General features: G+C 44.2%; 27 protein-coding genes. All 27 read left to right on the top strand.

All coding sequences use genetic code 11. The features are described 5' to 3' along the window. Positions 1–47 precede the first annotated feature (47 nt). The 27 genes from dprA to fliP all read left to right on the top strand — a co-directional run bounded on the left by dprA (position 48) and on the right by fliP (position 24,074). The gene (gene dprA / locus ACFPRA_RS06070) at positions 48–935 is read left to right on the top strand and encodes a DNA-processing protein DprA (RefSeq protein WP_381431745.1); all 888 of its coding nucleotides are present in this window, start codon (positions 48–50) and stop codon (positions 933–935) included. A 114-nt stretch (positions 936–1,049) separates the two neighbouring features. After that, on the top strand, positions 1,050–3,122 hold the full coding sequence (gene topA, locus ACFPRA_RS06065) for a type I DNA topoisomerase (RefSeq protein WP_381431743.1): 2,073 nt from the start codon (positions 1,050–1,052) through the stop codon (positions 3,120–3,122). A gap of 148 nt (positions 3,123–3,270) precedes the next feature. Then, the gene (gene trmFO, locus ACFPRA_RS06060; protein WP_381431741.1) at positions 3,271–4,581 is read left to right on the top strand and encodes an FADH(2)-oxidizing methylenetetrahydrofolate--tRNA-(uracil(54)-C(5))-methyltransferase TrmFO; all 1,311 of its coding nucleotides are present in this window, start codon (positions 3,271–3,273) and stop codon (positions 4,579–4,581) included. A gap of 352 nt (positions 4,582–4,933) precedes the next feature. Beyond that, positions 4,934–5,833, top strand: a complete 900-nt coding sequence (gene xerC, locus ACFPRA_RS06055) for a tyrosine recombinase XerC (RefSeq protein WP_381431739.1) — start codon at positions 4,934–4,936, stop codon at positions 5,831–5,833. 12 nt (positions 5,834–5,845) lie between these two features. Then, positions 5,846–6,388, top strand: coding sequence for an ATP-dependent protease subunit HslV (gene hslV / locus ACFPRA_RS06050; RefSeq protein ID WP_381431737.1), 543 nt, complete (start codon positions 5,846–5,848; stop codon positions 6,386–6,388). Then, complete coding sequence (gene hslU, locus ACFPRA_RS06045; RefSeq protein WP_381431735.1) at positions 6,385–7,785, top strand: ATP-dependent protease ATPase subunit HslU; 1,401 nt, start codon at positions 6,385–6,387, stop codon at positions 7,783–7,785. The genes hslV and hslU overlap by 4 nt, the downstream gene beginning before the upstream one ends. Positions 7,786–7,883: 98 nt before the next feature. Beyond that, the gene (gene codY, locus ACFPRA_RS06040; protein ID WP_381431733.1) at positions 7,884–8,660 is read left to right on the top strand and encodes a GTP-sensing pleiotropic transcriptional regulator CodY; all 777 of its coding nucleotides are present in this window, start codon (positions 7,884–7,886) and stop codon (positions 8,658–8,660) included. 315 nt (positions 8,661–8,975) lie between these two features. Further along, entirely contained in the window at positions 8,976–9,371 is a 396-nt protein-coding gene (gene flgB / locus ACFPRA_RS06035) for a flagellar basal body rod protein FlgB (RefSeq protein WP_381431731.1), read from the top strand. Positions 9,372–9,373: 2 nt separating this feature from the next. Continuing rightward, complete coding sequence (gene flgC / locus ACFPRA_RS06030; protein WP_381434762.1) at positions 9,374–9,835, top strand: flagellar basal body rod protein FlgC; 462 nt, start codon at positions 9,374–9,376, stop codon at positions 9,833–9,835. Positions 9,836–9,859: 24 nt separating this feature from the next. Continuing rightward, complete coding sequence (fliE, locus tag ACFPRA_RS06025) at positions 9,860–10,168, top strand: flagellar hook-basal body complex protein FliE (RefSeq protein ID WP_381431729.1); 309 nt, start codon at positions 9,860–9,862, stop codon at positions 10,166–10,168. A 54-nt stretch (positions 10,169–10,222) separates the two neighbouring features. Then, on the top strand, positions 10,223–11,812 hold the full coding sequence (gene fliF, locus ACFPRA_RS06020; protein WP_381431727.1) for a flagellar basal-body MS-ring/collar protein FliF: 1,590 nt from the start codon (positions 10,223–10,225) through the stop codon (positions 11,810–11,812). Positions 11,813–11,828: 16 nt separating this feature from the next. Further along, positions 11,829–12,842: a flagellar motor switch protein FliG gene (gene fliG / locus ACFPRA_RS06015; RefSeq protein WP_239388830.1), complete on the top strand. Its 1,014-nt coding sequence runs from the start codon at positions 11,829–11,831 to the stop codon at positions 12,840–12,842. Then, positions 12,826–13,605 (top strand): flagellar assembly protein FliH, encoded by a 780-nt coding sequence (fliH, locus tag ACFPRA_RS06010; protein ID WP_381431725.1) that lies wholly within the window; start codon positions 12,826–12,828, stop codon positions 13,603–13,605. Before fliG ends, fliH begins: the two co-directional genes overlap by 17 nt. After that, positions 13,602–14,936 carry a flagellar protein export ATPase FliI gene (gene fliI / locus ACFPRA_RS06005; protein WP_381431723.1) on the top strand — a complete coding sequence of 445 codons (1,335 nt, stop codon included), beginning with the start codon at positions 13,602–13,604 and terminating at the stop codon, positions 14,934–14,936. The genes fliH and fliI overlap by 4 nt, the downstream gene beginning before the upstream one ends. After that, complete coding sequence (gene fliJ / locus ACFPRA_RS06000) at positions 14,936–15,388, top strand: flagellar export protein FliJ (RefSeq protein WP_381431721.1); 453 nt, start codon at positions 14,936–14,938, stop codon at positions 15,386–15,388. The genes fliI and fliJ overlap by 1 nt, the downstream gene beginning before the upstream one ends. A gap of 4 nt (positions 15,389–15,392) precedes the next feature. Continuing rightward, entirely contained in the window at positions 15,393–15,992 is a 600-nt protein-coding gene (locus ACFPRA_RS05995) for a MotE family protein (protein WP_381431719.1), read from the top strand. 30 nt (positions 15,993–16,022) lie between these two features. Then, positions 16,023–17,414 carry a flagellar hook-length control protein FliK gene (locus tag ACFPRA_RS05990; protein WP_381431718.1) on the top strand — a complete coding sequence of 464 codons (1,392 nt, stop codon included), beginning with the start codon at positions 16,023–16,025 and terminating at the stop codon, positions 17,412–17,414. Between the two features lie 3 nt (positions 17,415–17,417). Beyond that, positions 17,418–18,065: a flagellar hook assembly protein FlgD gene (gene flgD, locus ACFPRA_RS05985; protein ID WP_381431716.1), complete on the top strand. Its 648-nt coding sequence runs from the start codon at positions 17,418–17,420 to the stop codon at positions 18,063–18,065. Between the two features lie 19 nt (positions 18,066–18,084). Continuing rightward, positions 18,085–18,465: a TIGR02530 family flagellar biosynthesis protein gene (locus tag ACFPRA_RS05980; RefSeq protein WP_381431714.1), complete on the top strand. Its 381-nt coding sequence runs from the start codon at positions 18,085–18,087 to the stop codon at positions 18,463–18,465. Positions 18,466–18,551: 86 nt separating this feature from the next. Beyond that, on the top strand, positions 18,552–19,376 hold the full coding sequence (gene flgG, locus ACFPRA_RS05975; protein WP_381431713.1) for a flagellar basal body rod protein FlgG: 825 nt from the start codon (positions 18,552–18,554) through the stop codon (positions 19,374–19,376). A 79-nt stretch (positions 19,377–19,455) separates the two neighbouring features. Beyond that, complete coding sequence (locus ACFPRA_RS05970; RefSeq protein ID WP_381431711.1) at positions 19,456–19,677, top strand: flagellar FlbD family protein; 222 nt, start codon at positions 19,456–19,458, stop codon at positions 19,675–19,677. Then, complete coding sequence (fliL, locus tag ACFPRA_RS05965; RefSeq protein ID WP_381431709.1) at positions 19,667–20,092, top strand: flagellar basal body-associated protein FliL; 426 nt, start codon at positions 19,667–19,669, stop codon at positions 20,090–20,092. The genes ACFPRA_RS05970 and fliL overlap by 11 nt, the downstream gene beginning before the upstream one ends. 45 nt (positions 20,093–20,137) lie before the next feature. Continuing rightward, the gene (fliM, locus tag ACFPRA_RS05960; protein WP_381431706.1) at positions 20,138–21,136 is read left to right on the top strand and encodes a flagellar motor switch protein FliM; all 999 of its coding nucleotides are present in this window, start codon (positions 20,138–20,140) and stop codon (positions 21,134–21,136) included. Further along, complete coding sequence (gene fliY / locus ACFPRA_RS05955; RefSeq protein ID WP_381434759.1) at positions 21,129–22,325, top strand: flagellar motor switch phosphatase FliY; 1,197 nt, start codon at positions 21,129–21,131, stop codon at positions 22,323–22,325. Before fliM ends, fliY begins: the two co-directional genes overlap by 8 nt. Before the next feature lie 22 nt (positions 22,326–22,347). Beyond that, positions 22,348–22,710: a response regulator gene (locus ACFPRA_RS05950; protein WP_381431704.1), complete on the top strand. Its 363-nt coding sequence runs from the start codon at positions 22,348–22,350 to the stop codon at positions 22,708–22,710. Continuing rightward, positions 22,682–23,416, top strand: coding sequence for a flagellar biosynthetic protein FliO (locus tag ACFPRA_RS05945; RefSeq protein ID WP_381431702.1), 735 nt, complete (start codon positions 22,682–22,684; stop codon positions 23,414–23,416). Before ACFPRA_RS05950 ends, ACFPRA_RS05945 begins: the two co-directional genes overlap by 29 nt. Then, a complete protein-coding gene (gene fliP / locus ACFPRA_RS05940; RefSeq protein ID WP_381431700.1) occupies positions 23,409–24,074 on the top strand; it encodes a flagellar type III secretion system pore protein FliP in 666 nt (221 codons plus the stop codon). The genes ACFPRA_RS05945 and fliP overlap by 8 nt, the downstream gene beginning before the upstream one ends. Positions 24,075–24,077: the final 3 nt, after the last annotated feature.

Raw genomic sequence — 24,077 nt, 5'->3', positions numbered from 1 at the left:
AGCGTGTATATTGATGCGCTGCATCTTTTTTAAAAGGGAGGAATCCAATGGAATTGACGGAAAAAGAACGACGATTGCTGGCACTTCATTATGTATTTCCTGTGCCATTGAACCGATTAGGGAAGCTATTCGAGATAGACCCAGATCTTGATCAGCTCTTTACGTATCGCGCAAAAGAACTTGCAGAACTATTGAACATTCCGATGGCAAAAGCATTCAAGTTAAAAGAGAATTTACAGAGAAACATGGACACCCCTTATGACGAGTTATACGAGCGGCACGCCATATTCCCCATCCCATTTACTCATTCCCTATACCCTGAAAAATTACACCTTTTGATTGATCCACCCGCTGTCCTTTATGCGAAAGGTCATTTACAATTATTGACGGATCGGTGGTATATTGCCATCATTGGGTCAAGAAAAGCGACCGCCTATTCGAAAAAAGCATTGGAACTGATTGTCCCACCGCTGGTAGAAAATAATGCTGTCATTGTCTCCGGGTTGGCGAAAGGAGCCGATGCGATGGCGCATGAGGCAGCTCTTGAATATGGTGGGAAAACCATCGCTGTACTCGGGCATGGCTTATTTCATCTGTATCCAAAAGAGAATGCGAAACTCGCTGCGGAAATTGTCGAAAAACAGTTGATATTGACTGAATACCCTCCTTATATGAAGCCGGAACGCTGGACATTTCCGATGCGTAATCGTATCATTAGCGGCCTATCCGACGCGGTTGTCGTAACGGAAGCCGCCCGAAAAAGTGGCACGATGAGTACGGTGGAGCATGCGCTTGATCACGGAAAAGATATTTTTACGGTCCCTGGTCCCATCACATCCGCATTATCCGCAGGACCGAATCAGTTATTAGACGAAGGGGCAAAACCGATCTGGAGCGGCTTTCAGATCGTAGAAATGCTCGCTTTTAATAGGTAAAGAAAAACCTTTCCTCCTTAAAAGGTTGCAATAAATTGAAATCTGTTATACATTTTGCAACAGATATTCTTTTGATGAATAAATACCGAACCTCTTTAAGGAGGCATTTAATGAATGGCAGATAATTTAGTAATCGTAGAATCCCCTGCAAAGGCGAAAACGATTGAACGATATTTAGGAAAAAAATATAAAGTGCGTGCATCACTCGGTCATTTGCGCGATTTGCCGCGTAGTCAAATGGGTGTAGATACGGAAAATAACTATGAGCCTAAGTACATCACGATTCGCGGGAAAGGTCCGATTTTGCAAGAGTTGAAGAAGGATGCAAAAAAAGCAAAAAAAATCTATCTCGCGGCCGACCCCGATAGAGAAGGGGAAGCGATCGCTTGGCATTTGGCGCATCAGCTTGGTATTGATATCGAATCGGATTGCCGCGTCGTGTTCAATGAAATTACAAAAGATGCAATCAAAGAATCTTTCAAAAACCCTCGACCGATCAATATGGATCTAGTCGATGCCCAGCAGGCACGCCGTATTTTGGACCGGCTTGTCGGGTATAACATCAGCCCGATCCTTTGGAAGAAAGTGAAAAAAGGATTATCGGCCGGACGGGTTCAGTCGGTTTCGCTACGGCTCATCATTGATCGGGAAAATGAAATCAAAAATTTTGTCCCGGAAGAGTATTGGAGCATCAGTGGGCAATTTACGAAAGATTCCATTACATTCGAAGCGGCTTTTTATGGCGATGCGAAGAAAAAACTGAAATTGACAAACAAAGCGCAAGTCGATGAGATTCTCGGTCAGTTAAAAGGAGACAAATTCGACATCGCTTCCGTTGTGAAAAAAGAACGCAAACGGAATCCGGCAGCACCATTCACCACTTCTTCTTTACAACAGGAAGCCGCGCGTAAGTTGAACTTCCGAGCGAAAAAGACGATGATGCTGGCGCAGCAACTTTACGAAGGGATTAATCTTGGAAAAGAAGGCAGTGTCGGGCTCATTACTTATATGCGAACGGATTCGACTCGGATAGCGGATAGCGCGAAGGAAGAGGCGCAGTCCTTTATCGAAACGATGTATGGCAAAGAGTTTGTGACACCTTCAAAGGCCGCGAAAAAGGAGACTAACAAAACGCAAGATGCGCACGAGGCGATCAGGCCGACATCCGTTATGCGTCCGCCTGCGGCTATGAAAACGGTTTTATCACGCGATCAATTACGCTTATACAAACTGATTTGGGAGCGATTTGTCGCTAGCCAAATGGCACCGGCCATTTTAGATACGGTTACGATGGATCTTTTAAATGGCGATGTGCGCTTCAGAGCAAATGGTTCGCAAGTGAAATTCCCTGGATTCATGAAAGTGTATGTCGAAGGGGACGATGACAAAGAGGAAGAGAAGGATCGTATTCTACCGCCGCTAGAAGAAGGGCAGCAAGTGGATTATAGTGAGATTGATCCGAAACAGCATTTCACTCAGCCGCCGCCGCGCTATTCGGAGGCACGTCTAGTCAAAACGCTCGAAGAACTTGGCATCGGTCGACCATCGACTTATGCGCCGACACTCGATACCATCCAAAAACGTGGTTATGTGACTCTGGATGCGAAGCGCTTCATCCCAACCGAACTTGGTGAAATTGTTCACCAGGCGGTCAATCAGTACTTCCCGGATATTATCGATGTTGAATTTACAGCCGAAATGGAAAAAGGGCTCGATAATATCGAAGATGGAAAAATTAAATGGGTCGAAGTCATTGATGATTTCTATCAGGATTTTGAGAAGCATGTGCAAGTGGCGGACGCCGAAATGGAAAAAATCGAAATCAAAGATGAACCCGCTGGAGAAGATTGTGAAAAATGCGGTTCGCCGATGGTTTTCAAACTGGGGCGTTACGGAAAATTCATGGCCTGCTCCAATTTCCCGGATTGTCGTAATACGAAAGCGATCATCAAACCAATCGGTGTGACGTGTCCAACTTGTAAAGAGGGACAGGTCGTTGAACGGAAAAGCAAAACAAAAAGGATTTTCTACGGCTGTGACCGCTATCCGGAATGTGAATATGTCTCATGGGATAAACCGGTTGCAAGACCTTGTCCGAAATGCGAAAATACATTAGTTGAAAAGAAATTGAAAAAAGGCGTACAAATCCAATGTACAGAATGTGACTACAAAGAAGACCCACAGTAACGAAAAGCGGAAGCGCCTGGTCAGGGGCGACAAGCGCTGGAAGGCTTGAAGATAAAGGCGTACTTTGCCTTTATCAGCAAGACTGAAGCGACTCGAGCCTCTAGGCGCTGGAGCTGGACAATAAGTGATTTAGAAAGAAGGTGATGGGATGACACCCATCGTAAATGTCATAGGCGCAGGGCTTGCAGGAAGCGAGGCTGCGTGGCAGATTGCCAATCGTGGAGTAAATGTCCGTTTATATGAAATGAGGCCGGTAAAACAAACGCCAGCGCATCACACGGACAAATTTGCAGAGCTTGTTTGCAGTAATTCATTGCGTGCCAACAATTTAACGAACGCAGTTGGAATCATCAAGGAGGAAATGAGAAAGCTTAATTCATTGATCATTGATGCGGCGGATGCATGCTCTGTTCCAGCAGGAGGCGCATTGGCGGTCGACCGTCATGAGTTTGCAGGCAATGTGACGGAGCGGGTCCGCAATCATCCACTCATCGAGATTGTCAATGAAGAGGTCACCGAATTGCCGGAAGGTATCACGGTCATCGCAACAGGCCCTCTCACTTCGCCGGCATTGGCAGAGCAGATCCGCAAACTGACAGGTGAAGAGTATTTATATTTCTATGATGCAGCAGCACCGATTATCGAAAAAGATTCCATCGATATGGAGAAGGTCTTCTTGAAATCCCGCTATGATAAAGGGGAAGCGGCTTATTTGAACTGTCCGATGGATGAAGAGCAATTCGCACGTTTTTATCAAGCGCTAGTAGATGCTGAAGTTGTTCCGTTGAAGGAATTCGAGAAAGAGATTTACTTTGAAGGCTGCATGCCGGTTGAAGTGCTTGCGCAACGTGGTGAGAAAACCTTGCTATTTGGAGCGTTGAAGCCGGTTGGACTCGAAGATCCGGTAACCGGAAAACGCTATAAAGCGGTCGTTCAACTACGGCAAGATGATGCAGCAGGAACCCTTTACAATATTGTCGGATTCCAGACGCATATGAAATGGGGAGCTCAAAAAGAAGTCATCAACCTCATTCCAGGTCTTGAAAACGTGGAAATTGTCCGTTATGGTGTGATGCATCGGAATACATTTATCAATTCGCCGCGTGTATTGGACGCGACATACCAATTGAAGTCAAATCCGAACATATTCTTCGCAGGCCAGATGACGGGAGTAGAAGGGTATGTTGAATCGGCAGGTTCGGGGCTTATTGCGGGGATCAATGCGGCAAACATGGCACTCGGCAAAGAAACGGTTCTATTTCCGCATGAAACGGCACTTGGCAGTATGGCAAGATATATTACGGAAGCCGATCCGAAAAACTTCCAGCCGATGAATATCAATTTCGGTCTTTTCCCAGATCTTGGGGAGCGGATCAAGTCAAAAGTGGAACGAGCAGAAAGACATGCCGAACGGGCATTACATGCAATTACCGAATTTCAATCTTCAGTAACCGTCTAAAAAAGAGGAATCTAAAAAAGGGGCTAGGTGAAAGTATTGACTTATCCCCTTTTTTCGTTGTTTTTCGACAAAAAGATTGTCGATTCCCCATATTTTTCTTGTAATTTGAACATTTTGTGTCGAAAATGGAAAAAAAGTGATAGAGGTCTGACTTCTGAAGGGATGAAAGTTGCCGATGGGTCCTCAAATATTGTATAGTGAATCGTGGATGACTTTTGAATATCCGGATAAGTCGTTATTTTGAAGTTATTTACTTCGCTTATAAGCATAAACATGTGTAAAAGCATCGGCGTTTCAAAGACTCGCAATATTGTTATCATTCAATCAGCTTTTCGTTTTGGGGGTGAAACGTTTGGCGGTAGAACCTTCTAGCATCCGTGATGAATATATTTCGTATATACGCTTGGAAAAGAATTATTCATTCAACACTGTATCCGAATATGAAACTGATATCAATGCTTTCCTGAACTTTATGGAAGTTGAGGGGATGACGGATTTAAATGATGTCACATATCCGGAAGCAAGACTCTATGTAACTAGATTATTTGATAAGGGATTATCGAGGGCGTCGATTTCAAGGAATATTTCATCCATCAGATCTTTTTTCAAATTTGCAAGTACCCGTTATCGGATTTCCGATCATGCATTTCGTTCACTTCATCACCCGAAAAAAGAAGAGCGGCTACCCGCTTTTTTTTATGAGGAAGAACTGGCCGTTTTATTTTCAGCTTGCGAAGGGAATGATAAGAAGTCATTACGTGATAAAGCGCTTCTTGAATTGCTCTATGCTACTGGAATTCGGGTCAGTGAGTTGACAGCGATCACGTTGAAAGACATCGACGATCAGCTTGGGATCGTTATGGTCATGGGGAAAGGGCGAAAAGAACGTTATGTCCCATTTGGAAGTTTTGCACAAACTGCGCTTGATGCATATTTGGAGCGGAGTCGGCCATCATTGGTAAAACAGAAAAAACATGACCTACTTTTCGTCAATTTACGGGGTGACCCACTGACGGATGGCGGGGTGCGGCATATATTAAATATGATGATGGAACGTGCAACACTTCATTCCAACATTTACCCGCATATGATCCGCCATTCATTTGCCACTCATCTTTTGGCAAGTGGTGCTGATATGCGGACCGTTCAGGAATTACTGGGGCATACGCACTTATCATCCACTCAAGTGTATACGCATATTACAAAAGAGCATTTAAGAAAAACCTATATGAATACGCACCCACGAGCATAGGAGGTTGAAAAGATGGAATTCCATGCAACGACGATTTTTGCGATTCGCCATAAAGGCTCTTGTGCCATGTCGGGCGATGGGCAAGTGACGGTAGGGAATACAGTGGTCATGAAACATACCGCAAGAAAAGTCCGTAGACTGTTTGGCGGCAAGGTGCTGGCCGGTTTTGCCGGTTCGGTCGCAGATGCTTTCACATTGTTTGAACTGTTTGAAGGGAAGTTGACAGAGTATAACGGGAATCTTCAACGTGCTTCCGTCGAACTTGCAAAAGAGTGGCGTGGAGATCAAATCCTTAGGAAGCTGGAAGCAATGCTACTTGTGATGGATCAGGATAGCCTATTACTAATATCAGGAACAGGAGAAGTGATCGAACCTGATGACGGTATTCTCTCGATCGGTTCTGGTGGAAATTATGCGATGGCTGCCGGACGGGCGCTGAAAAAGTATAGTGGCGACACTTTGACAGCGCAGGAAATTGCACGGGCTGCTCTTGAAACCGCTGCGGATATCTGTGTGTACACAAACGATCAGATCATAGTGGAGGTGCTGGAATGACCAAAAGACAAGAACTGACTCCGAAGGAATTGACTGCACATCTCGATCGGTTTATCGTCGGACAAGAAAATGCGAAGCGTGCTGTCGCTGTAGCAATCCGGAATAGATACAGAAGAAGTCTGCTGACGGATGAAGAGAAGAGTGAAATCATTCCGAAAAACATTTTAATGATAGGACCGACGGGTGTTGGGAAGACTGAAATTGCCCGAAGAATTGCGAAGTTGGTCAATGCCCCATTCATAAAAGTGGAAGCGACAAAGTTTACCGAAGTTGGCTATGTGGGACGCGATGTCGAGTCGATGATCAGGGATCTAACGGAAGCAGGTGTCCGTATTGTTCGGGCAGAACAACGAGAAGCTGTGAAAGAAAGCGCCTCGTTGCTAGCCGAAGAACGTCTCGTTGAACTGCTTGTTCCAGAAAAGAAAAAGAAAAGTGGCATGCAAAATCCATTCGAAATGCTATTCGGACAAAAAATGGATCAAGAAGAGCCTGACGCAGCAGAAGTTGCCGAAGTGAAGCGCAAACGATCGGAAATTGCCGCAAGTCTGAAAGCCGGAGAGCTTGAAGAGAAAATGGTAAATGTGGAAGTTTCTACACAACCGCCATCGATGTTTGATGCCCTGCAAGGATCGGGTATGGAACAGATGGGAGCGAATATGCAAGATGCATTATCCTCGCTCATGCCGAAAAGAACAGTAAAGCGCAAAATGAAAGTGAAAGACGCGAGGAAGGTACTTGAAGCGGAAGAAGCCGACAAACTGATTGACCACGATGAAGTCGCAAGACGCGCTGTCGAATTGACAGAGCAATCAGGGATCATCTTCCTTGATGAGATGGATAAAATCGCTAGTCGGGGTGGCAATGGTTCTTCTGCGGACGTATCGCGTGAAGGTGTACAGCGGGATATTTTACCGATTGTAGAAGGATCTACAGTCACGACAAAGTATGGAGCTGTCAGAACGGATTTCATCCTTTTCATTGCGGCAGGTGCTTTTCATATGGCGAAACCATCCGATATTATCCCGGAACTACAAGGTCGATTCCCGATTCGTGTCGAATTGGATAAGTTGGCCAAAGAAGATTTTGAACGGATTTTAAATGAACCGGACTTCTCGTTGATCCGGCAATATGAGAAATTGCTCGAAACGGAAGGCGTCATCTTGGACTTCACAGACGAAGCGATCAGCAGGATTGCAGAGATTGCTTTTGAGGTGAATGATGAGACCGAGAATATCGGGGCACGTCGACTTCATACGATTTTGGAAAAATTATTGGAAGAACTGTCGTATGAAGCGGCTGATATCGGACCGACAGCCATTAAAATCACACCCGCATATGTCGATGAAAAGTTGAAAAACATCGCAAAAAACAAAGACTTGTCACAATTTATACTTTAATCGAATCGTTTTAGTTTATTTAATGATTGAAAACCTTTAGAATATTCATTAAACGAAACGTCATACAGTACGTACTTATTTTGAGGAGGAAAAGTAATATGTCATTGTTAGCAAGAACACGCGAAATTAATGCAATGCTTCAGAAATCAGCAGGGAAACCGGTAAACTTTAAGGAGATGGCTGACAAGCTCAGCGATGTGATTGAATGTAATGCTTTCATCGTGAGCCGTAAAGGGAAATTGTTAGGGATGGGTATTCACCAACAAATCGATAACGAACGTATGAAAAAGATGTTGGAAGAACGTAAATTCCCGGAAGATTATACAAACAAACTTTTTGAGGTGTACGAAACGTCTCCCAACTTGGATGTTTACAGTGCACATACCGTATTCCCGGAGGAAAATCGTGACCTGTTCAAAGATGGCCTAACAACGATTGTCCCAATCAACGGAGGCGGAGAGCGACTTGGCACACTTATCCTGTCCAGATTGAAAGAAGAATTCGAAGAAAATGATTTGATTCTTGCTGAATACGGCGCTACAGTTGTCGGTATGGAAATCTTGCGTGAGAAAGCAGAAGAGATTGAAATCGAAGCCCGTAGCAAGGCGGTCGTGCAGATGGCGATCAACTCACTTTCATATAGTGAGCATGAAGCGATCGAACATATTTTCAACGAGTTGGATGGAAATGAAGGATTGCTTGTCGCGTCTAAAATTGCAGACCGTGTAGGAATTACACGTTCTGTCATCGTTAACGCATTGCGTAAGTTGGAAAGCGCTGGTGTAATCGAATCACGCTCCCTCGGTATGAAAGGGACGTATATTAAAGTGCTAAACAGTAAGTTCCTTGGTGAACTGGAAAAACAAAGATCATAAAAATATGGGACATTCGACACTTCTTCCGAATACAGGAAGAAGTGTCTTTTTAAATTAGGGATTTCATAACATGGGGCGGAATGGATGAAAGTACCTTTATTAGGAATGTCGGAATAGTAAAATGAGAGAGGAAAGACCTACGTTAACCCGAATTCCTTTATATTGTCACAGAAAAAGGAGATTTAGCACTAATGAAAAACGGGTATATTCAATAGACAAGGTTCTACAAAATCCGCTACAATGTATACATATGTTTAAAACTAGTTTACTAGTATTGTGAGAGAACTTGCTGGCAGCAAAAATATGAGGTGAATTATGAATATTTACGGATCAACGATTTCTCAATTGGAGCGCGGATTGGATTTTTCGGCTACTAAAGGTAAAGCCATCTCCCAAAACATCGCGAATGTTGATACGCCTAACTATAAAGCAAAAAATGTCAGTTTTAAGGATGTTTTGTCGAGTGTGCAATCTACTACTTTAGAAGCGTATCGTACCAATCCGCGACATCTTTCATTTAAATCAACGTCGTCACATTCAGGTGTTTTTAACTATGCCAATTTGCGCTATCGGCAAGATGGCAATGGAGTGGATATGGATAAGGAGCAAGCGGATCTAGCTGCCAATCAGATTTACTATAATGCACTTGTTGATCGGATCAATGGAAAATTTAATACGTTACAAAATGTCATTAAAGGAGGGGGACGTTGAAGATGACAATATTCCATAGTTTGAACACGTCGGCTTCGGCATTGACAGCGCAACGTATGCGGATGGATATTATTTCATCCAATATGGCTAATATCGATACGACACGCAGTAGGATGGTGGAAGGGGAATGGCAGCCTTATCGTAGGAAAACCGTCTCATTCCAACCGCGGGAAGGACAATTTTCATCGATGCTGAACGCGGCGATGGGAAAACAAATAAAAGGTTCGGTGGGATATGGCGTCACGGTCTCAAGTATTAAAGAGGATACCGAAACGCCATTTAAACTTGTCTTCGACCCTGACCATCCTGATGCCAATGAGGAAGGCTATGTCGAAATGCCGAATGTCGACCCGTTAAGGGAAATGATCGACCTGATGTCCGCTACCCGTTCTTATGAAGCGAACGTCACTGTGTTGAATGCTAATAAGTCGATGCTGATGAAAGCACTGGAGATTGGCAAATGATAATTTTGAAAGGATGCTGATTAGATGGCTATACAATCCATTTACAGTCATACACCAAGTTCAGGTATAAGCAAAATGGGAAATGAAGTGAAGTCGACGCCGTACGAGGCGCAGCAAAGTTTTGGGACGTTTTTGAAAGATGCTATTCAAGAAGTCAATCATAAACAAGTTGAGTCCGATAAGATGACACAAAAGCTTGTGATGGGCGGAGACGTCGAATTGCACGATGTGATGATCGCGGCTCAAAAAGCATCCATCGCATTGAATGCGACGATGGAAGTGCGCAATAAAGTAGTAGAGGCCTATCAGGAAATTATTAGAATGCCAGTTTAAGAACAGAATAGTGAGTATGGATATTGAATTATGGAAGCTGACCGGGGGATTACAATGAATGAAAGATTGGCGAAAATCAGAACGGATATGAAGCAGTTCTGGTCGAGTCGTACAAAAAAACAAAAAATCACTTATATCAGTTCTGCCGCCGCAATCATCGCACTTGCTGCATTCCTGACATTTTTTCTGTCCAGAACGGAATATGTGCCACTCTATTCAGATGTATCCCGTGCGGAAATTGGCCGTATTAAAGAGCAGCTGGATAGTCAAGGCGTGCCGAGTCAAATCGCACCTGGTGGAACGTCAATCCTTGTCCCGCGTGAACGTGTAGATGATTTGCTCGTGACACTTGCAGCGGAAGGGTTTCCGAATTCTGGGACGATTGATTATTCCTTTTTTGCTGAAAATGCAGGGTTTGGCACGACGGATAACGAGTTCAATATGATCAAATTGGATACGATGCAAACGGAACTTGCCAACTTGATTAAAGGTTTTGAAGGCGTAAGAGATGCCAGTGTGATGATTACATTGCCGACACAAAGCGTTTTTCTTAGCAATAGTACAGAACAGGCAAGTGCCGCAATCCGATTGACCATCGATCCGGGGCATCAGTTCACCGAACAGCAGATTACTGGACTTTATCAACTTGTATCCAAGAGTATACCGAATCTGTCGACGGACGACATTAGCATCATGAATCAGTACTTTGAGTATTACGATTTGAACACAAGTCATAATGCTTATGGACCGAGTATAGCGGACCAGATGTCGGTGAAAAAGACGATTGAACGCGATTTGCAACGCCAAGTACAGATGATGCTTGGCACGATGATGGGACCGGATAAGGTCGTCGTATCTGTGACGACGGACATCGATTTTAAACATGAAAATCGGGAAGAATCCCTTGTCGCACCTGTCGATGAAGAAAGTATGGAAGGGATCGCACTTAGCGTCCAACGCATTACGGAAACATTTACAGGTAATGGACCGGTAGCAGGTGGAACACCGGAAGGGGAAGATCCGACTGATAACCGCACAGGATTTGTCGAAGGGACATTTGCCAACGGGGATTATGAAAAAGTAGAAGAAACGGTTAACAATGAAGTCAACCGGATTCGGAAAGAAATTGTCGAAAGTCCTTATAAGATCAGGGATATCGGGATCCAGGTCATGGTGGAACCACCAGTAGCGGATGATGCTGCATCGATGCCAGCAGGGTTACAGGAGGATGTCGAACAGATTTTGGAAACAATTATTCGGACATCAATTGACAAAGAATCGGCAGGCACACTGACAGATGCGGACTTGAATGACAAAATCTACGTCTCAGTTCAACCATTCAATGGAAAAGTAGTTGAATCTCCAGCAACGGAATCCGTTATCCCATGGTGGGTATATGTGATAGGTGGGGCACTGTTACTCATTATCATCGTACTGATCGTCCTATTTGTACGAAATAGAAGAAAAGCACAAGAGACGGAAGCAGAGATGATTCTCGAAGAGCAGGTTGAACTCGATGTGGACGATATCAATCAGGATATGGAAACGGAAGGAACACTTCGCAGAAAGCAGCTTGAGAAGATGGCAAAAGAAAAGCCGGAAGAGTTTGCGAAGCTATTGCGTACATGGCTGGCCGAGGAATGATAGGGAGAGATGAATAGTGGTAAAGAAAGAAAAAGGAATGACCGGTAAACAAAAAGCGGCGCTTCTACTCATATCCCTCGGTCCGGAAGTATCCGCATCCGTCTATAAACATTTGAGCGAGGAAGAGATTGAACGCCTGACGCTTGAAATTTCAGGCGTAAAAAAAGTCGAGGCATCTGTGAAAGAAGAAATCATTGAGGAGTTCCATAATATTGCACTTGCTCAGGATTATATTTCCCAAGGGGGGATCGGCTATGCGAAAACGGTCCTCGAAAAAGCTCTTGGGAAAGATCATGCACAAGCGATCATCAATCGACTCACATCCTCTTTACAAGTAAGGCCATTTGATTTTGCGAGACGGGCTGATCCTGGACAAATTTTGAATTTCATCCAGAATGAACATCCACAGACGATTGCACTCATTTTGTCTTATTTGGAGGCGGAGCAAGCCGGGATGATTTTATCGTCCCTTCCTCAAGAAGTGCAAGCGGATATTGCGAAACGAATTGCAACGATGGATTCGACATCTCCGGAAGTGATCAGCGAAATCGAGGCGGTATTGGAGCGCAAGCTATCATCCACTGTTACGCAGGACTATACGGAAACAGGTGGCGTGGACGCTGTTGTGGAAGTGCTGAATGGCGTAGATCGGTCGACGGAGAAAACGATTCTTGATGCACTTGAAATTCAAGACCCGGAACTGGCTGAGGAAATCCGGAAGCGGATGTTCGTATTCGAGGATATTGTGACATTAGACAATCGTTCCATTCAACGTATTGTCAGGGATTGCGAAAACGAAGACTTGATTCTATCGTTGAAAGTCTCCAGTGAAGAGGTCAAAGAAGTATTGTTCCGGAATATGTCACAACGGATGGCTGAATCGTTCAAAGATGAGATGGAAATTATGGGGCCTGTCCGCTTGAAAGATGTCGAAGAAGCGCAATCCCGTATCGTCGGCATTATTCGCAGACTGGAAGATTCCGGAGAAATCATCATCGCCCGTGGTGGAGGAGATGACGTCATTGTCTAATGTATTCCGTTCTTATCATACGATTATGCAAAACGGAAACAAGAAAGAGATTTCGATCCGTAATCTAACCGTACCTGAACTGGTTGAAACGAAGGATGAAACCACTTTGGAATCGGTAGTGGCAGAAAGGGACCGGCTATTACAGGAAGCCAAGAAATCGATCCAACAGGACAAAATGCTTGTAGAGCAAATGAGGCAAACAGCCACTGAAGATATTGCAGCGATGCAAGCTGCCTGGGAAGATGAAAAAGTCAGCCTGCAACAGCAAGCCTATGACGAAGGTTTTCAAGTCGGCTATGAGGAAGGGCATAATAAAGTGCTATCCGATATGGCTGAATCTATTCGAACCGCCAATGAAGCAACCGAATTGGCCTATACCAATGCACAAAAATACTTGGAAAGCCAAGAAAGGATCATTTTGGAACTTGCGATGCGAACAGCAGAACGAATTATGGGACTCACACTCCAAAACGATCCAGAGCGTTATTTGGACTTCGTCAAAAGAGCATTGAAAGAAGCACGAGAGATGAAAGAAATTAAATTATACGTCTCATTGGATTATTTTGAGCTTGTTTCTGATAATCGGACAGAGCTCGCATCCATATTTCCGCCGGACGTACCCTTTTTAATTTTTGTAAACGAAGATTTCAAGGCGACGGATTGCTATATTGAAACGAATCATGGCCGAATTGTAGTAAGCATAGATGAACAACTGAACGAATTAAGGGAGAAACTTGTCGAGATCATGGAAAGTGGTGAATGACGATGAAAAAAGCGGCAAACTTAACTGAATTCATTCCACGCGTGAACACGTTTAAAAAATTCGGTCGGGTTGCCCGTGTCGTCGGCCTCATGATTGAATCACAAGGGCCGGAAAGTTCGATTGGTGATGTCTGTCATATCCATTTAAATGATTCTGGGAAAGAAGACTCGATCATCCAAGCGGAAGTCGTCGGTTTCCGAGAAGAAATTGTCATTCTGATGCCGTATACGAATATCCGCAATATATCTAGCGGTTGCCTAGTTGAAAGTCTAGGGAAACCTCTAGAGGTGAAGGTCGGCATGAATTTAATCGGAAAAGTGTTGGATTCGATGGGGAGACCGATCGATAACAGCACACTGCCGAAAGGATTGACGACAGTCCGGACTGAACAAAATCCGCCAAACGCACTGACGCGTCCGCCGATCAATGAAAAACTTGCGGTTGGTGTAAAAGCGATCGACGGCATGCTGACGGTTGGAAATGGTCAACGGGTCGGCATATTTGCAGGTTCTGGTGTAGGGAAAAGTACGTTGCTCGGCATGATTGCACGCAATACAACAGCCGATTTGAACGTCATCGCACTGATCGGAGAACGCGGTAGGGAAGTGCGGGAATTCATCGAACGGGACTTAGGTCCGGAAGGTTTAAGTAGGACGATCGTCGTTGCGGCAACATCCGATCAACCGGCTTTGATGCGCATTAAAGGGGCGTTTACAGCTACAGCGATTGCCGAGTATTTCCGCGACAAAGGGATGAACGTCATGCTCATGATGGACTCCGTCACACGGGTTGCGATGGCGCAGCGAGAAATTGGACTCGCTGTCGGCGAACCGCCTGCAACACGGGGGTATACGCCTTCTGTTTTTGCAATCTTACCAGAGTTGCTGGAACGGACGGGCACGAACGAGCATGGTGCCATTACAGCGTTCTACACGGTTCTTGTCGATGGCGATGACATGAATGAACCGATTGCCGATGCTGTCCGAGGGATTTTGGACGGGCATATCGTCTTGGATCGAACACTTGCCAACAAAGGGCAATATCCGGCGATCAACGTCCTAAAAAGCGTCAGCCGTTTGATGAACCATATAGCTGATCCGGAACATAGAAAGGCGGCAGAACGCTTGCGGGAATTGTATTATACGTATGACAAATCCGAGGACTTGATCAATATCGGGGCCTATAAAAGAGGCACATCGAGGGAGATCGACCAAGCGATTGAATATGAGCCGTTGATCACCAATTTCTTGAAGCAAAGTTTCCAAGATAATATTTCCATGGAAGATACAATCGAAGAACTCATTTCGCTTGGATCGGGAGGCGGAAACTGATGAAACCTTATCATTATCGCTTCGAAAAAGTATTGACATACCGAGAACAGGAAAAAACGGAAACCGAGGTGGCATTCAAAGCATCTATTCAAGCATTCGAGACGGTCGCCACAAAACTATACGATTTGCTGAAAAAGAAAGAAAATGTCCTTCAGGAACAGCAAGAGAAAATGATGACAGGCTTTTCGGTCAATGAAATTCATCATTATGCCCGGTTCATCGACAGTTTGGAAAAAAGGATTGCCATCTTGCAACAAGAAGTGATCCAAGCTCGGTCAAAAATGAATTGGTATGAGAACAAACTATTGGAAAAATCGCTTGAAGTGAAGAAGTTTGAAAAAATGAAAGAAAAAGATCGTGAACATCATCGCGCTGAAATGAAACAACTAGAAGCAATTGAGCTCGATGAATTGTCGACAATGAAGTTCCGCAGAAGAGAAAACGGGTGGTAATGTGGTGAAACAAACGAAACAATCTACGGAAATGACTGCGAAGGAAAAAAGGACATCCCGCGGCATTTTTCAATCGATACTGCTTTTAGTTATTATCCCGTTGTTATTCGCGACGGCAGTTTTCCTGATCATTGCACAAGTGGCGGATATCAACGTGTTTGACAAGGCGAAAGAATGGTCCAGCAAGTTACCGTTCAGCTCTGAACAAAATGACAAGCCCGAACAAGCAGATCTCGTATCGGAAGAGCGTGTGGTTACACTTCAAGCAGAGATCCAAGAAAAAGAAGCCCAACTGTTTAAACTACAGCAGCAGCTCGATCAGTCTGCGGATGAAAAGGAGCAGTTGCTGATTGAGCAGGAAAAGCTACTTGCAGAAATTGAAACGCTCCAACGTGAAAAGGAAGATACGAATAAGCAGTTTGCAGAAATTGTTCGTACTTTCGAACAAATGTCTGCGAAATCTGCAGCCCCTGTTATTACAAATATGAATGATGCCGAAGCGATTCGGATCCTGACGAGTTTAAAGCCGGATGACCTAGCAGCCATTTTAGAAAAAATGTCACCAGAGGATGCGGCAAAGTATACGACAATGATGACAAGATGAGAAGAATGCATTTTGAAGGGAGGTGAATAAGTGAATATCGCAGCATTACAAACAATGGTTGGAATGAACGTACCGAATACGACCTCGAATGTGCAGATAGGTCAAACGTCTGGGCAGACTTTCGGATCTGTCTTGGGGAGTATAACGGCTAAGCATACACTCACGAACATGTCAGAGGTTAAGCCAACTGACGACATCGTTTCAGATGAAACCATCATCGCATTATTGAATGCTACTTCTATCGAAGAGTTGGAGGATATTGTCAAGGGATTAGATGCCGAATCGGAAGAGGGGATTCTTCAATCGATTACAAGTCTTAGCAATGTTAACGAACTGGCGGAACAGCTTCATTTAGATACGCAGCAGTTGATAGAGTCGTTATCGCAGTTACTGGAAAATGCGGATCAGAGTGAAGTGGAACTTGCAAAACTGTCCGATATTTGGATGGTGTTGGAAGCAATTGATAAAAGCGCCCCGACTTTTTTCAAAGACTTGACGGACGCTCTTGGAGGAAAAGGTGACATCTCCAAACAACAAGCAGCTGAATTGTTGACATTATTGAAGGCTGTGGAGTTGATCGCGCCGAAAACCGATTTGCTTTTGAAACAAGAACAGCAGGTTTTCGCCTTGCAAAGTTACCTAAGCTTGGCTGGAACACAGCTTGAAACGGATCTACATGTTAAACAACCTTCGTTCAATCTTATGGAACAGATGCACCCGGTAAGGATCACCAATCGGATCGATGCAAGCCAATCGGTGAAGGAAGATGTCACCTTAGAAAACGGCGAAAAACAAACGATCCGTCAGACGATTCAACAAGCTAACCCACTATCAACCAGCTCATCTTCAAAAGTGATGGACGAAACGACTATGAAAGTGGGACATGACTCTTTGACGAGTATAAATCTATCTAAAGAAACATCACCGCAAGTCGTAAATAGCGCAATTGGGACAGTTGCAGTAGCGAAAGGTGAATTCGTTGTTACGGAACTGGAAAATCATACACGAAGCGAAGCCTTGATTCGTGAATTGCAAACGATTTTCAAACGCTCCAATTTTGGACAGACCGGCGGAACGACCCGGTTACTCATCAAATTGTATCCGGAACATCTTGGACAAGTCCGAATTGAATTATTGCAAACGAACGGCATCATGACTGCGCGTATTCTCGCATCGACGGCCCTTGGCAAAGAAATGTTAGATAGTCAATTGCATCAGTTACGACAAGCATTCGTCCAGCAAAACATTCAAATCGATCGCATCGATATTTCACAAACGTTGCAAGATACAACAAGAAATGATCGTGAGCAAGCCTTTAACCAACAGTTTGGAAGGCAACAGCAAGAGGCTGAACAACAGCATCAGCAAAACAGTGAAGAAGACAAGACCTTTCAAGAATATATGATTGAACTAGAGGTGTAACAAATGATTGAGGGACAAACAGCAATAACGAGTGATATGTATTTGATCAATAAGCAACGAGATGAGCGTAAAACCGGTAATGGGACGCTTGGTAAAGACGATTTCATGAAATTGCTCATCGCTCAATTGCAAAACCAAGACCCGACAAACCCGATGAAAGATAATGAATTCATTGCACAGATGGCTCAATTTTCGGCACTCGAACAGACAATGAATCTATCAAAGTCATTCGAGAAATTTGCAGAAGCGCAAAACCAATCACAACTGATCCAGTACAATAACTTCGTCGGTAAAACTATCCGCTGGCATGAAATAACGGAGGAAACGGGAGAAGATGGCAAACCGGTTGTGAACGAAGGGACAGGCAGGATCACGTCCATTAAATTCGTTAACGGTTCAGCTGTATTCACACTGGAAAATGGCAAGGAATTGACACCAGGCAATATTTCCGAAGTACTTGCAAGTTCGGGGAATACGAACAGTCTTGTGGAAGCAAGCATGTTAATCGGTAAGACAGTCGGCTATATGGATGGGGAAGAAGAAAAGTCCGGAAGGGTTGTCTCTGTGTCCAATAAAGAAGGAAAGCTACAATATATTTTGGAAGATGGCAGTCGCATTAGCGGCGACCTTTTTATATCAATCAGCCAATAACGGAGATTGGAGCGATGACATGGATAAAATAAACCTCCATCGCATTCCATCGCAACCGTTCGTACGCCAAGGAAAAGCGCCAACAATCACACAAAGCCCGAACAAAGCGTTTCTCGAGCATTTGAATGAAGCGATGCAACCCGCTGCATTGAAGATCAGCAAGCATGCGTCCGACCGATTAGCGGAACGGAACATTCACATATCGGAAGTTGAATGGGCACACATCACAGACAAGGTGAACGAGGCGAAATCGAAAGGAATCAAAGAATCGCTCGTCTTGATGGAACAAGCTGCACTCATCGTCAGCGCTAAGAACGCCACCGTCATTACAGCGATGGATCGCATGGAAGCGAAAGATCAGTTATTTACGAATATCGACGGCACGATCGTGCTCAGTTAATCATGGCAGGACCTGTTCAGGATGCCATCCAGCCGCCGACCGATAGACGCGGCTACACTTAAAAACCGAGAGGGGAAAACAGTAATATGCTACGCTCAATGTACTCAGGAATATCAGGACTTCGGAACTTCCAAACGAAACTGGACGTCATCGGGAACAATATTTCGAATGTCAATACGTATGGATTTAAAAAAGGACGGGTTATCTTCAAGGATTTATATTCGCAGACAGTTGCGGGGGCATCAGCGCCAACAGAGAATCGCGGTGGGGTTAATCCGAAACAAGTTGGGTTAGGTTCACAAATAGCCGCCATTGATACAATTCATGGAGGAGGCTCAACGCAATATACAGGGAATACATTAGATCTTGCGATTGAAGGGGATGGATACTTCCGGGTTCAAAATGGCGAGGGTGAAGATGATGTACTTTTCACAAGAGCGGGAAATTTTTACTTGGATAAAGGTGAAGGCGACGATGCCGAAGAAGCGAGAATCGTTGACGGAGAGGGACGTTTTTTATTAGATATAGACGGAGAACAGATTATAGTTCCGATTAACGCAACTTCGCTCTCAATCGGACAAAATGGCGCTGTGAATTTTGTTGTAGATGGAGAATTAAATGATGATCCACAGATAATTTCTCTAGTGAAATTCAATAACCCTGGGGGACTTGAAAAAGTAGGAGGAAACTACTTTCAGGTATCGGCAAACTCCGGTAATCCATCTGAGGATATGACTCCACTTGAAGAAGGACTTGGAGCTATCAAATCTGGTTCCCTAGAAATGTCCAACGTCGACCTGGCCGAAGAATTTACCGAAATGATCGTGGCACAACGTGGTTTCCAAGCGAATACACGAATCATCACGACTTCTGACGAAATCCTTCAAGAGCTTGTCAATCTAAAACGATAATCTGATTTTATCTACTAAGCTAGTATTATTTCAACAGAAAAGGAGGGCCGGGCCGGCTCTTGCTGCCCGGCCCTTACATATGATCCAAGTTACACGCCTCAATGGCACAGCGTTCACATTGAACGCCTTGTACATAGAAAAAGTAGAGACGTTTCCAGATACGACCATTACACTGACGACTGGTACGAAATATGTCGTACTGGATACGGCTGAAGCAGTGAACAGTCGAATTATCGAATTTTATCAGGCGGTCCAGCTGTTATCCAATCCGCATATCCGAGGTGAAGAACATGAAGAATAAAGTGCTGACCATATCCCTGATCATCTTAGTTTGCATTACGCTTGTCGGTGTTGTTGCTCTCATACTTGTTACACAAATGACAAAAGGGGATTCGGATAAAGAACCGACAATTGATGAAATCATCGAGTCTTCTGTCGATGTCGAAGAGATAACGACGAATCTGGCCGGCAATCAGTTCATCCGAATTTCCTTGAAAATCCAGACGGACAATAAAAAAGCAGCAGCCGAACTGGCCAAACGGGATTTCCAAGTGAAAAACACGGTAATTCAAGAATTGTCCGAGATGACGTCGAAAGACTTGGAAGGGAAAATTGGGAAACAGGCATTTGAGGACGCGATCAAATCGCAGATAGATCCCCTGATGCAAGAAGGACAAATTGAAAAAGTGTATATCGTCTCCTATATTATCCAATGACGATTTACGCAATAACAAATCATGTAGAAGGCAGGAGGTGGCCATATGTCCGGGGATATTTTGTCTCAAAACGAGATAGACGCACTTTTATCGGCGCTATCGACAGGAGAAATGTCAGCAGAAGACATGAAGGCTGAGGAGGAAACCCGGAAGGTCAAAGTGTACGATTTCAAACGTGCCCTCCGCTTTTCCAAAGACCAGATCCGCAGTTTGACGCGGATCCATGAAAACTTTGCCCGATTGTTGACGACGTATTTTTCGGCTCAACTTCGGACTTATGTTCAGATCAATGTTGCGTCGGTCGATCAAATCCCGTTTGAGGAATTCATCCGTTCCATTCCGAATATGACACTGATTAATATTTTTGAAGTGCCGCCATTGGACGGGAATATTTTGATGGAAGTGAATCCTAACATTGCTTATTCGATGCTTGACCGTCTGATGGGAGGCGTTGGCGCGAGTCCGGGAAAAGTCGATAATCTGACCGAAATCGAAACGAAAATCATGACCAATCTCTTTGAACGATCTTTTGATAATTTACGGGAGGCTTGGTCGGGCATTATCGATATCGATCCTTATTTGAAAGAAATGGAAGTGAATCCGCAGTTTCTGCAAATGATTTCGCCGAATGAAACGGTCGTCGTCATCTCTTTCAACATCATGATCGGTGAATCGAGCGGCATGATTAATATTTGTATTCCACATGTTGTCTTAGAACCGATTGTGCCGAACTTGTCCGTCAGATATTGGATGCAGTCCAATAAGAAAGAACCAACGCCAGAGCAAAGCATTTTGTTGGAAAGACGAGTAAAAACGGCTCCGCTACCGATCGTTGCTGAGTTGGGGCAAGGACAAATGACAGTTGAGGATTTTCTCCACTTACAAGTCGGCGATGTCATTTCGCTTGACCGGAAGATCGATGAGCCGCTTATTATCAAAGTCGGTAATATACCGAAATTCACTGGACAGCCTGGGCATTTGAGAAGTAGGATGGCTGTTCAGATTATCGAAACTAGGATAGGAGGGGATGAAGATGATGAGTGATAATATCCTATCGCAAGAAGAAATTGAAGCATTATTACGAGGAGAACCGGTAGGGACTGAAGAATCCGAAATCTCGTCCACAAAAGAAATCAACACAGAAGATTACCTGAATGAAATGGAAAAGGATGCACTCGGTGAAATCGGGAATATTTCCTTTGGCAGCTCTGCTACTGCCTTATCGGCATTGCTCGGCCAAAAAGTGGAAATTACAACACCGACGATTTCGGTTATCGATAAAGAAAGCCTTGAGGCGGAATTTATCCATCCATATGTCGCGATTAAAGTGGAATATACGGAAGGATTAAGTGGGATGAACTTGCTTGTTATCAAGCAAAGTGATGCCGCAATCATTGCAGACCTCATGTTGGGCGGTGACGGCACAACACCGAATATGGATCTCGGTGAAATCCATCTAAGTGCCGTTCAAGAAGCGATGAATCAGATGATGGGATCCGCAGCGACTTCCATGTCGACCGTATTTAATAAAAAAGTGGATATTTCTCCCCCAATGATTGATCTAATGGATGTACAATCCGATCAGGGGCGTGAACATATACCAGAAGATGATTTGTTAGTAAAAGTGTCGTTTACATTGAAGGTCGGCTCGCTAATCGACTCTGAGATTATGCAACTGCTTCCACTTAAATTCGGGAAAAATCTCGTTGTATCGTTAGTAGGCGGCGAAGCGGAGGAGGCGGCAGCGATCGCTGAACCAGCGGCTCCTGTACAACCGCCACAGCAGGCTCCAACTCAACCTGCATATGAACAAAGTATGCCGAACGAAGAGAGATGGCAGCCAGCAGAGGATCCTTATTTGGGACGGCAAAGCGCAGCACCGCAACTGCCCCCGATGCGGACACAACAACCAATAAACGTCCAGCAAGCACAATTTGCTAGTTTTGACAGTCCAACCTTGAACGAGACAGAGTCCAATAATTTAAATATGCTCCTCGACATTCCTCTACAAGTCACTGTAGAATTAGGAAGGACAAAACGTTCTGTGAAAGAGATTTTGGAAATGTCTAGCGGATCGATTATTGAACTTGATAAACTGGCAGGCGAACCTGTCGATATTTTGGTGAATGATCGCCATATTGCGAAAGGGGAAGTCGTCGTTATCGATGAAAACTTCGGCGTACGCATTACAGACATTTTGAGTCAGACAGAACGATTGAATAATTTACGATAAATGATATCAGGAGGTAAAGAACATGGGAAAACGTATTTTAATAGTAGATGATGCTGCATTCATGCGCATGATGATTAAAGATATTTTGACGAAAAATAACTTTGAAGTGGTTGGAGAAGCGGCGGACGGCGCACAAGCAGTTGAAAAGTATATGGAATTGAAACCGGATCTTGTAACGATGGATATTACAATGCCTGAAATGGACGGCATTGCTGCATTGAAATCAATCAAAGAAAAGGATCCTGCGGCCAAGATCATCATGTGTTCTGCAATGGGACAACAAGCGATGGTCATCGATGCTATCCAAGCGGGCGCAAAAGACTTTATCGTTAAACCGTTTCAGGCGGATCGTGTGATTGAAGCGATTGAAAAAGCTCTGGGATAATCGGAAGATGAAATTAGTAGGGATAAAAAAGTATTTGGTCATTTTCCTTCTGTTGCTGTTATTGGGAAGTCAATTGCCAGCGGAATCCGCCTATGCAGTGGATGATCCGAACATGTCAGTTAAAGATTCCTTTAAAGATAAAGAAAAACAGGACGAAGAACATGAAGAAATTGAATTGGACAATGAATCTCCAGCTGCCGGTCGTTCTGACGGGGCAGCTGTTGGTCCGTCAGTGACAGATTACATAAGAGTTGTCTTTGCATTGCTGTTTGTCATCGGTTTATTGTACGGGTTGTTGAAATTGATCAATCGCAAAAATAGGCTATACGATAAAACGCGGCTGATGAAAAATATGGGAGGACTATCCCTTGGACAGCATAAGTCCATCCAATTGGTCGTCATTGGCGAATCGTATTACTTGATTGGTGTCGGAGATGATATCCGACTTCTGAAAGAAATTACCGATTCGGAAGAAATCAAGGCGCTCCAAGCGTTTTATGAAGGAGAGAGCTCGGAGGCAACAACTGCAACAGGCATGCTTAATCGTATACTTACGAAAATGCCAGGTAAATCGTCAACAAGGCAAGCGGAAGATGAACCGGCAGCATTTGGCCATTTGTTCCAATCCAAGCTTGATGAATTGAAAGAAGAGAGAAAGCGGCAGATTAGCAAGTTGACAGAAAAGGAGCGCGACCGAAATGAATGATTTTGTTCAATTTTTTTCGGATAGTGATCCGTCCAACGTATCGACTTCCATTAAACTGATGCTATTGCTGACTGTTTTGTCCCTTGCGCCAGCCATTCTGATTTTGATGACATCATTTGCACGGATTATCATCGTGCTGTCATTTGTCAGAACGGCATTGGCAACACAGCAGATGCCGCCGAACCAAGTCCTTGTCGGTCTTGCCCTATTTTTAACATTTTTCATTATGGCTCCGACATTTCAGCAGGTGAATGAACAGGCACTGACGCCATTATTTGCAGAAGAGATTACACTCGAAGAAGCTTACGAACAGGCAAGTGTTCCGTTTAAAGAGTTTATGAGCGAGCATACGAGACAGAAAGATTTGGAATTATTCCTGCGTTATAACGGGGCAGAACGGCCTGAGACATTGGAAGAAATCCCATTGACAATGCTTGTACCGGCATTCGCCTTAAGTGAAATCAAAACCGCTTTCCAAATGGGTTTCATGGTGTTCATTCCGTTTCTTGTCATTGATATGATTGTGGCTAGCGTTTTAATGTCGATGGGGATGATGATGTTGCCACCTGTCATGATTTCATTGCCATTTAAAATTTTACTCTTTATTCTCGTGGACGGTTGGTATCTCGTTATTAAATCATTATTGCAAAGTTTTTAGGAG

The organism is Sporosarcina soli, from assembly GCF_042655805.1.
In the GTDB taxonomy this organism is placed as follows: Bacteria; Bacillota; Bacilli; order Bacillales_A; family Planococcaceae; genus Sporosarcina; species Sporosarcina soli.
The sequence above is the reverse complement of the archived record's forward strand: the minus strand, read 5'-3'. Positions and strand labels throughout refer to the sequence as shown.

Bases quoted from the DNA above. Each gene is read 5' to 3' on its own strand.
- fliL (WP_381431709.1), top strand. From the start codon at position 19,667: ATGAAGAATAAAGTGCTGACCATATCCCTGATCATCTTAGTTTGCATT.
- hslV (WP_381431737.1), top strand. From the start codon at position 5,846: ATGGAATTCCATGCAACGACGATTTTTGCGATTCGCCATAAAGGCTCT.
- flgD (WP_381431716.1), top strand. From the start codon at position 17,418: ATGATTGAGGGACAAACAGCAATAACGAGTGATATGTATTTGATCAAT.
- fliF (WP_381431727.1), top strand. From the start codon at position 10,223: ATGAATGAAAGATTGGCGAAAATCAGAACGGATATGAAGCAGTTCTGG.
- fliY (WP_381434759.1), top strand. From the start codon at position 21,129: ATGAGTGATAATATCCTATCGCAAGAAGAAATTGAAGCATTATTACGA.
- fliP (WP_381431700.1), top strand. From the start codon at position 23,409: ATGAATGATTTTGTTCAATTTTTTTCGGATAGTGATCCGTCCAACGTA.
- flgC (WP_381434762.1), top strand. From the start codon at position 9,374: ATGACAATATTCCATAGTTTGAACACGTCGGCTTCGGCATTGACAGCG.
- topA (WP_381431743.1), top strand. From the start codon at position 1,050: ATGGCAGATAATTTAGTAATCGTAGAATCCCCTGCAAAGGCGAAAACG.
- ACFPRA_RS05970 (WP_381431711.1), top strand. From the start codon at position 19,456: ATGATCCAAGTTACACGCCTCAATGGCACAGCGTTCACATTGAACGCC.
- flgG (WP_381431713.1), top strand. From the start codon at position 18,552: ATGCTACGCTCAATGTACTCAGGAATATCAGGACTTCGGAACTTCCAA.
- codY (WP_381431733.1), top strand. From the start codon at position 7,884: ATGTCATTGTTAGCAAGAACACGCGAAATTAATGCAATGCTTCAGAAA.
- fliM (WP_381431706.1), top strand. From the start codon at position 20,138: ATGTCCGGGGATATTTTGTCTCAAAACGAGATAGACGCACTTTTATCG.
- hslU (WP_381431735.1), top strand. From the start codon at position 6,385: ATGACCAAAAGACAAGAACTGACTCCGAAGGAATTGACTGCACATCTC.
- trmFO (WP_381431741.1), top strand. From the start codon at position 3,271: ATGACACCCATCGTAAATGTCATAGGCGCAGGGCTTGCAGGAAGCGAG.
- fliI (WP_381431723.1), top strand. From the start codon at position 13,602: ATGACGATGAAAAAAGCGGCAAACTTAACTGAATTCATTCCACGCGTG.
- fliH (WP_381431725.1), top strand. From the start codon at position 12,826: ATGACGTCATTGTCTAATGTATTCCGTTCTTATCATACGATTATGCAA.
- dprA (WP_381431745.1), top strand. From the start codon at position 48: ATGGAATTGACGGAAAAAGAACGACGATTGCTGGCACTTCATTATGTA.
- ACFPRA_RS05950 (WP_381431704.1), top strand. From the start codon at position 22,348: ATGGGAAAACGTATTTTAATAGTAGATGATGCTGCATTCATGCGCATG.
- ACFPRA_RS05980 (WP_381431714.1), top strand. From the start codon at position 18,085: ATGGATAAAATAAACCTCCATCGCATTCCATCGCAACCGTTCGTACGC.
- fliJ (WP_381431721.1), top strand. From the start codon at position 14,936: ATGAAACCTTATCATTATCGCTTCGAAAAAGTATTGACATACCGAGAA.
- flgB (WP_381431731.1), top strand. From the start codon at position 8,976: ATGAATATTTACGGATCAACGATTTCTCAATTGGAGCGCGGATTGGAT.
- fliE (WP_381431729.1), top strand. From the start codon at position 9,860: ATGGCTATACAATCCATTTACAGTCATACACCAAGTTCAGGTATAAGC.